The organism is Nitrospirillum karajorum, assembly GCF_036348415.1.
In the GTDB taxonomy this organism is placed as follows: Bacteria; Pseudomonadota; Alphaproteobacteria; order Azospirillales; family Azospirillaceae; genus Nitrospirillum; species Nitrospirillum amazonense_B.
Genome location: NZ_JAZBQB010000004.1, coordinates 648,262 through 656,191 on the forward strand (window position 1 = coordinate 648,262; position 7,930 = coordinate 656,191).

The window sequence follows — 7,930 nt, forward strand, 5'->3', positions numbered from 1 at the left end:
TCACTCCCGGTCAGAGGCCAGGGCGTTGACCGCCGCTGCCGCCATGGCGCTGCCGCCCCGCCGCCCGGCCACGGCCAGATAGGGGAGGCCCCAGGGGTTGGCGGCCAGGGCGTCCTTGCTCTCGGCCGCGCCGACGAAGCCCACGGGGAAGCCCAGGATGGCGGCAGGACGGGGCGCACCGGCCGCGATCATCTCCAGCAGATAGAACAGGGCCGTGGGCGCGTTGCCGATGGCTACCACCGATCCCGCCAGATGAGGGCGCCACAGTTCCAGCGCGGCCGCCGAGCGGGTGGTGCCCAGGTCCTGCGCCAGGGCGGGCACGGTGGGGTCGGTCAGGGTACAGATCACGGCGTTATCGGCCGGCAGGCGGGCGCGGGTGACGCCGTGCGCCACCATCTGGGCGTCGCACAGGATGGGCGCGCCGGCGCGCAAGGCGCCCCGGGCGGCAGTGCCGACGTCTGGCGAGAACAACAGGTGATCGGCCGTCTCGACCAAGCCCGCCGCATGGATGATGCGCACGGCCACGGCGCGCAAATCCTCCGGCAGGTGATCCAGCCTGGCCTCTTCCCGAATGATGGCGAAGGATCGGGCATAGATGGCGGCCCCGTCGCGGATGTAGTCATACCGTACCGGAACCGGGGAAAGGGGCGCGCCGGGGCTAGGCGACTCAGGGCTGGACAACGGCGGGCATTCCTTTACACGGCACGGGCCTCGATCAGGGTGGCCAGTTCGGCTGGTCCGCCCAGGCGGGTGATGAAGGCGGTGGGATCCTCATCCTGCCGCCTGCGGTCGGTATAGACAGCTTCGAGCGCCGCCACCAGCGATGTCGCGCGCGCCGGCGTCTCGCCGCGCCATTGCGCCGTCCCGTCGGCGGCGGCCAGCAGGCCGATATCATAAACCGGGTTGCCCGCCTGACTGTCCCGCGCCGTCAGGGTGACCAGCGTCGGTGCCGGGTGGGCGCAGCCTTTGGCGCAGGCTGAAACATGGATATGCCCGTGCGCTAGCAGCCGGGGCGCCACCTGGGCCAGGGCCAGCGCGTCCCGCCGCGCATCCGTCAGTCCCGAATCACAGGCGCCGCGACCGCTGCAGGCCGACAGGGCCAGGCGGGGATCATCGGGCGCCAGGATGAAGCCCAGCGGCTGGAAGATATCCGCCGGGTCGCCGCTGAAATTCCCTTCCAGCAGCAGGGCGCGCCAGGGTGTCAGGCGCAGGGCCGGCGCCATATGGGCGATCAGCGCCAGCCGTTGAACGCTCAGCCCGCCGAAGGGGAAGGCGAGCCCCACCCAACCCGTCTGCGCGCCCAGCACCTGGTTCAGGTGCAGACTTGGCAGAGAGGCGGTGACCGGCGGCGGCGCCAGGGACAGGTGCGCGGCCAGGCCGGTCGTACCCTCCGCCGCCACCAGGGCGGCCAGGCGCCGGTAGCGGCCAGCGGAGAGGTGAAGGTAGGCGCGGGCCAGGGTGAGGGCCGTGCCCACCACCGCGTCGGCGGCGCAGACGCCCAGGGGCGTGGCGCTCGCCTGGTGACCCCCCACCGCCACCCGGAACAGGGCAGTGCCGGGCAGGGCGTCGAAACGGACGTCGCCCACGGCATGGGCCAGGGGTGCTTGACCGCCACCGTTCAGGACAAAGCTGAACTTGGCGGGAAGGGCGCTCCACAGATCGGGGCTGTCACTCAGGGCGGTGTCCAGGGCCAGGGCCAGAGGGCGCACCGGCGCGCAGGCCGGGTCCAGGCCACAGGTGGGACTGCACAGCACATTGCGCACCCGCTCCGCCGCCGGATCGCCGTCGACCATGCCCAACTCGCGCAGGGCGTCGGTCAGGGGGGACAGCGTTTCGGGGCGGACGCCGCGCAGTTGCAGGTTGGCGCGCTGGCTCAAGTCCACCAGGCCGTTGCCGTAGCGCTTGGCCAAATCACCTATCGCTGCCGTCATAGGTCCGGTCAGCCTGCCGCCGGGGATGCGCAGGCGTACCAGCAGGCCGTCGGCAACCTCCATAGGCGCCAGGGCCCCTGGGCAGGCGCCCCGCACCCGCGGCGGGTTGATGGGGTTTAGGGTGGCGGCCGTCATGTCAGTTCCTTGCGCAGCCGGGCCAGATCCTCAGGTGTCGAGTTGCGCCGGGGATGCCATAGATTCCGGCGCAAGGCTTCTTCGAAGCGGTCCAGGATTTGAAGGGCGGCATCCGGGTTGCTGTCGGTTAGAAAGGCCCAGGTTTCCTCATCCGCCACATAGGCGTCAAACAGGCTGTCGACCTGATGCGACTGCACGGCGCCCGCCAGGGCAGCCAGGGCGACGGCGCCATCCACCGTGCGCGCCAGGTTGGCGGCACCGCTGTGGCCGTGGCGGCGTTGACCGTCGATCCAGCGCGGGTTGGCGGCGCGGCCGCGCACCACCCGGGCCGCCTCCTCCACCAGGGTGCGGGGCACGATGCGGTCCGGCTCGGCGCTGTCGACATGATAAAGGATGGGGTCGTTGCCCAGCAGGCCGGCGGCGGCGGCGAACCCACCTTCGAACTGGGTCATGCCGTCATTGTCCAGCACGTCGGTTTCACGCTGATCCTGGATATGGACCAGGGCGTCGGCCAAGCCCACGCGGCGGCGGAATAGCGCGGGCAGGGGCACGCCATCGAGGTTCATGCCATAGGCGTGACAGCCGGAGTCGAGATAGGCGGTGCCTAGCTCATCGCGCGCCCGCCAGCCGCCGGCGGCCAGCGGTTGCACCAGGCCGGTGCCATAGCCACCGGGGGCGGCGCCATAGATGCGGGCGGTGGCATGGCGTGCGGCCGTGGGGGCGTCCAGGCCGCTGGCCATCAGGGCGTCGCGGTCCGCCCGCACCGCCGCAGCCAGGGGGTTCACCGCGTCCGGCTCGTCCAGTCCCGCCACCTTGCGCGCCGCCTGATCGAATAGCGCCAGCTGCGCCGGGAACATGTCGCGGAACAGGCCGGAAATGCGCAAGGTCACGTCCACGCGTGGCCGGCCCAGGACCGTGGCCGGCAACACCTCGATTCCCGTCACCCGGCCGCTACCGGCCTCCCACAGGGGGCGCACGCCCATCAGGGCCAGGGCCTGGGCCAGCTCCTCGCCGCCGGTCCGCAAGGTGGGGCTGCCCCAGCAATCCACCACCAATTGGCGGGGCCAATCGCCCTGATCCTGCAGGTGGCGGGTCAGTACGGAGTCGGCGCCTTTCCAGCCCAGGGCCCAGGCGGTGGGCGTGGGCACGGCGCGGGGGTCGATGGCGTAAAGGTTGCGGCCGGTGGGCAGCACATCGGCCCGCCCCCGCGCCGGTGATCCGCCGGGACCTGGGGCAATAAAGCGCCCATCCAACCCGGCCAGCAGGGCCGTCATTTCCGCAGGGCCGCTGGCAGCCAAGGTGGGTGCCACCTCGGCATGCAGAGCGGACAGGCCCAAGCGAATCTTTTGCCATTCCGTATCTGGAATGATCTTGCCCGCCACCAGATCCCGCACCATTCCATCCAGCGCGGCCCGCACCCGGCCCGCGTTGGGAACCGCCCCGGCCAGCGCTGCCAACACGGGGGGCAGGGGGTGGGGCCAGGGGGCGGAGGCTTCCCCTCCGAACAGGTCCTCCAACGTGCCGGCCAGGCCCAGGTCGCGGGCCAGCGCCTCGGTCAGCGCCGGCTGGCCCCGGCGGGGGAAGCGGGCCATGGCGGCCAGGAAGCTGGCTTGGGCATCGTCGTCCGGTGCGGTCCCGAAGATATGCAGGCCATCACGGATCTGCATTTCCTTGATGTCGCAGAGATGGGCGTCCAGCCGGGCCAAGGCGTCGTCGGGCAGGTCGCCCGTGGTGGGGTCCTGGGCCAAGTTCAGATCACGGGCGACGCCGGCTTGCCATGCCAGGTCGCGGATGCGGGCACGCAAGCCGGGCAGGCGGCGCGGATCCAGGCTTTGCGCCTGGGCGTATTCGTCCAGCGCCTGCTCCAACTCCGCCAGGTCGCCATAGAGGCCGGCTGGTACCGGCGGCGGCGGCAGGTGGCCTACCAGCACGGCGCCCAGGCGGCGGCGGGCCTGCACGCCCTCCCCCGGATTGGTGGCGATGTAGGGATAGAGGACGGGCAGGGAGCCGGCCAGTCGCTCTGGCCAGCAATCGGCGGACAAGACCACGGCCTTACCCGGCAGCCATTCCAGCGTGCCATGGGCCCCCACCTGGACCAGGGCATGGATGTCCGCGACATGACGCAACCACAGATGAAAGGCGGCGTAGCCATGGCTGGGCGGGGTGTCGGGGTCGTGATGGGCGGCGCTGTCGATAGCACCATGGCCCCGGCTGGGCTGCACCGCCACCAGCAGGTTGCCACACCGCAGGACGCGGAAGCGTAAGGCGCCATCGTGCGCCAGCGGGTCGGCTGCGGGCGGGCCCCAGCGGTCAGTGATAGCGGCCAGCGCCGATGCATCCATAAGACGGGCATAGTCCGCCAAACTCAAGCCCGACGCCTGGGTGTCCACTGGCCGCCGCAGGCTCGCCATCAGGGTGGTGCCGTCAGCCGGCACATCGCTCACCCCATAACCGGCATCGGCCAGGGCCGCCAGCATGGCCAGGGTGCTGGCCGGCGTGTCCAGCCCCAGGGCGAGGCCGATGCCGCCGCGTGCGGGATAGTCGGACAGCACCAGGGCCATGCGGCGCCCAGCCGGCGGTGTGGTCGCCAGGCGGGCCCAGGCGGCCGCCTGGCCGGCCAGCGCCTCCACACGGTCGGCGCGGGGGCGGCTGACCATGGGGGCGTATTCCAGCGCGGGGTCCCAGTCCGCCGCCGCCTTGAAGGCGATGGCCGGGCCGGCCAGGCGCCCATCCATCTCCGGCAGTACCACGTTCATGGCCAGGTCGGCGGGGCCCAGTCCGGCATGGGCCTTTTCCCACAGCGTCTCCGATCCCGTCGACAGGGTGACCTGCACCACCGGCACGCCGGCCGCATCCAGGGGGGAGGCGTCGTCGGGGCCTTGCCGGGCGGAAAAGACGGTGGCGTTCAGCACCACGGCGGGCCGTAGAGTCGCGAGTTCGGCCGTCAGCCAGCGAGCGGCGTCGGCTTCCTTCAGGCTGGCCGCATAATAGAGGTGGGGCGCCAGGCCGCGCCGAACCAGCGCGTCGGCCACGGCATGCAGGGGGGCGAGATTGCCGGCTTGCAGGTAGGACCGATAAAAGACCAGGGCGATGCTCGGGCGGGTGGAGAGGCCTTCGCCTAGCGCCTTGGGAGTCCAACCTTGATAGCGGCCGAAGCGGGGCAGGGGCTCGGGCTCCCCCGCCACCAGGTCGGCCGGCGCCGCCTGACCCACCAGATGGGCGGTCAGGGCCAGCAGGCGGGCCATGTTCCGTGGCCCTCCTTCGACGAAGCAGCGCCACAGCCGGCGCGCGGTATCCATATCCACGGTGCAGGCAGCGTCCAGGCCGGGATCGGCCTTGGCCTCGCCGGGAAGGGCGGCCAGGGGAATGCCTTGGGCGCGGCATGTCTCCGCCACCTGCTCCAGACCATAGCGCCAGTAGGCGGCACCACCGTTCAAGCGCAGGATGACCAAGCGCGCCCGCGCCACCACGCTCTCAACATACAGGTCGACGGACAGTGGATGACCCAGGCGCGACAGGTTAGCCAGGCGCAGCGTGGGCCGCCAAGGGACAGCACCCAAGCCATGGTAGGCGGCCGCCACCGCCGACAGGTCACTGTCGGAAAAGGACAGCAGCACGCAGTCCGCCGGCGTCTGCCCCAAATCTTCCGCCTGGGGGGATGCCAGCAGATCCTCGGCCTGGGTGGGCAGCAGGTGCATGGGAAGGGCGGGACCCTGTGTGACTACTCTATAGAGACGAAAAGCGAGCGTTATGCCGCTCTAACCTCTATACGCCATCCATTCAACAGGCGGATTGGGTCAAGAGGTGGGTTGGACCAGGGCATAGCTTTGCGTCCATGCCCAACCGCGTCGCCCATCTGCCCGTCAGTTGGCCAGTGTTGCCTCGATGGCCGTCCTGTCCAGGCCGGTTTCGCCGATCACCACCAACCGGCTGCGCCGTGCCTCGTCTGGCGCCCACAGCCGGTCATAGCTGGTCTGGATGCGGGCGCCCACACCCTGGACCAGCAGGCGCATGGGCTTGCTCGGCACGTCGACAAAGCCCTTGAGGCGCAGGATGCCGAAACGCTGGGCGACCTCGGCCAGGCGGCGAGCTAGGGCTTCGGGATCGGCCTGCGGAGGGAGGTCGACGACGAAGCTGGTGAAGTCGTCGTGGTCGTGCTCTTCCTCATTATCATGATGGCTGATTCGGGCGTCCAGGTCAGCCTCGGCAGCGGCTGACAGGCCCAGCAACACATCGGGATCGACATCGCCATGGGCCACGCGCACCAGGGGTGGGGCATTGGGACGCAGGGCGCGCACGGTGTCGGCCACGGCGGTGAGGCCGACCTCGTCCACCAGGTCGATCTTGCTGACCAGGATTAGGTCGGCGCACAGCACCTGGTCCTCGAACACCTCCTGCACCGGGGTCTCGTGTTCCACCGTGGCGTCGCCGGCCTCCATGGCCGCCTTCTGCCGCGCCAGGGCCTCCGCATTGGGGGCGAAGCGGCCCTCGGCCACAGCGTCGGCCGCCACCACCGCCACCACGCCGTCCACAGTGGCACGCGAACGCACGGCCGGCCACGTAAAGGCGCGTACCAGTGGCTTGGGCAGGGCCAGGCCGCTGGTCTCGATGATAATGTGATCTGGTGGGTCGGCACGCTTCAGCAGCGTTTGCAGCGCCGGCACGAAATCATCCGCCACGGTGCAGCACAGGCAGCCGTTGGCCAATTCGATCACCCGATCCTCCGGGCAGGCCGCCTCGCCACAGCCCTTCAGCACCGCGCCGTCCACACCGACATCGCCGAACTCGTTGATGATCAGGGCCAGCTTGCGGCCGCCCGGGTTTTGCAGCAGGCTGCGGATCAGCGTGGTCTTGCCGGCGCCGAGGAAGCCGGTGATGACGGTGGCGGATATCTTGGCTGTGGGGGTGGGCATAACGCGCCTTTCGATCAATGGAAAAACGGGTGTGGATCGGCGCTGCCGGGGCGGCTCCTCAGGATGGGCTGACCAGACCCGTACAGCTGGACCGTGTAACCGTTCCCTCTATCCGCCATCCCCGGCGGATCGGATGTGGATCTTCGCGAGGGCTGGTCTCCTGACTTGCGGTCCCTGGTGCGGCCTTTCCCGGCCAGGATCCGAATCCGTTGGACAGTGGATTTCAACCACCGGCCCATCGTGGCGGTAGTAGTGGGACTCTCTCCGTGCACAGTTGCGGTGAAAACTCCGCCTTCGGACCGGATTCCCTAATTCTCCCCGTCCATTGGCAAGCGGCCGGAGGATCAGCTTTGATGTCGATAGTGCCCCGGATGGGGCTGCTGATCAATGGTTTCAACGCCGTGTCATGTGGACTGCAACTCGCGCATACGAATTTCACAGCTGTTCTGGTGATGGCAAGCATGGCGCGCGATCATGAGCGTCCCCCGCTTAAATGGACACCTGGTTATGCGGCCTTTCGCTCGGCCTGTTCCGGGGTGATGTAGCCGAGAGTGGGTGGATGCGATGCCGATTATAGTATCCTTCGATGTAGGCGAATAGGTCACGTTTGGCGGCATCGCGGGTTGTGTAGTGGGTCTGGTGGACGAGTTCGTCCTTGAGGGTGCCGAAGAAGCTTTCCATTGGGGCGTTGTCCCAGCAGTTGGCCTTGCGGCTCATGGATTGGGTGATCCCATGTTTTTCCAAGGCCTTGCGATAGACACCGGAGGCTTATTGGCTGCCGCGATCGGAATGATGCAAGAGACCTTGGGCCGGTCGTTGCCGCTGGATGGCCATGGTGAGGGCGGCCAGAGGTAATTCTGTGCGCATATGATCGCGCATGGCCCATCCGATGGCCTTGCGGGTGAACAGATCGAGGACGACGGCGAGGTAGAGTCAGCCCTCGTCGGTCGG

The 7,930-nt window shown here is 69.2% G+C and carries 5 protein-coding genes, 1 pseudogene and 1 riboswitch; of the genes and pseudogenes, 1 reads left to right on the forward strand and 5 read right to left on the reverse strand.

Going from position 1 to position 7,930, the window contains the following annotated elements; all coding sequences use genetic code 11:
- From UCD39_RS28335 to cobW, 4 genes are all read right to left on the reverse strand, one after another.
- On the reverse strand, window positions 1-681 hold the full coding sequence (locus UCD39_RS28335) for a precorrin-8X methylmutase (RefSeq protein WP_330498941.1): 681 nt from the start codon (window positions 679-681) through the stop codon (window positions 1-3).
- A 14-nt stretch (window positions 682-695) separates the two neighbouring features.
- Window positions 696-2,066, reverse strand: coding sequence for a precorrin-3B synthase (cobG, locus tag UCD39_RS28340; protein WP_330498942.1), 1,371 nt, complete (start codon window positions 2,064-2,066; stop codon window positions 696-698).
- A complete protein-coding gene (gene cobN / locus UCD39_RS28345) occupies window positions 2,063-5,764 on the reverse strand; it encodes a cobaltochelatase subunit CobN (RefSeq protein WP_330498943.1) in 3,702 nt (1,233 codons plus the stop codon). The genes cobG and cobN overlap by 4 nt, the downstream gene beginning before the upstream one ends.
- Window positions 5,765-5,929: 165 nt before the next feature.
- On the reverse strand, window positions 5,930-6,979 hold the full coding sequence (gene cobW / locus UCD39_RS28350) for a cobalamin biosynthesis protein CobW (protein WP_330498944.1): 1,050 nt from the start codon (window positions 6,977-6,979) through the stop codon (window positions 5,930-5,932).
- Between the two features lie 133 nt (window positions 6,980-7,112).
- Window positions 7,113-7,331, reverse strand: a riboswitch (cobalamin riboswitch).
- Between the two features lies 1 nt (window position 7,332).
- Between cobW and UCD39_RS28355 the strand changes: the two genes are divergently transcribed.
- Window positions 7,333-7,524: a hypothetical protein gene (locus UCD39_RS28355; protein WP_330498955.1), complete on the forward strand. Its 192-nt coding sequence runs from the start codon at window positions 7,333-7,335 to the stop codon at window positions 7,522-7,524.
- Here UCD39_RS28355 and UCD39_RS28360 read toward each other — a convergent pair.
- Window positions 7,485-7,912, reverse strand: a pseudogene (locus UCD39_RS28360) (IS3 family transposase); the annotation flags it as partial. The gene UCD39_RS28355 and the pseudogene UCD39_RS28360 sit on opposite strands and share 40 nt — an antisense overlap.
- Window positions 7,913-7,930: the final 18 nt, after the last annotated feature.

Excerpts from the sequence above, each read along its gene's own strand:
- cobG (WP_330498942.1), bottom strand. The coding sequence starts at position 2,066 with ATGACGGCCGCCACCCTAAACCCCATCAACCCGCCGCGGGTGCGGGGC.
- cobN (WP_330498943.1), bottom strand. The coding sequence starts at position 5,764 with ATGCACCTGCTGCCCACCCAGGCCGAGGATCTGCTGGCATCCCCCCAG.
- cobW (WP_330498944.1), bottom strand. The coding sequence starts at position 6,979 with ATGCCCACCCCCACAGCCAAGATATCCGCCACCGTCATCACCGGCTTC.
- UCD39_RS28355 (WP_330498955.1), top strand. The coding sequence starts at position 7,333 with ATGTCGATAGTGCCCCGGATGGGGCTGCTGATCAATGGTTTCAACGCC.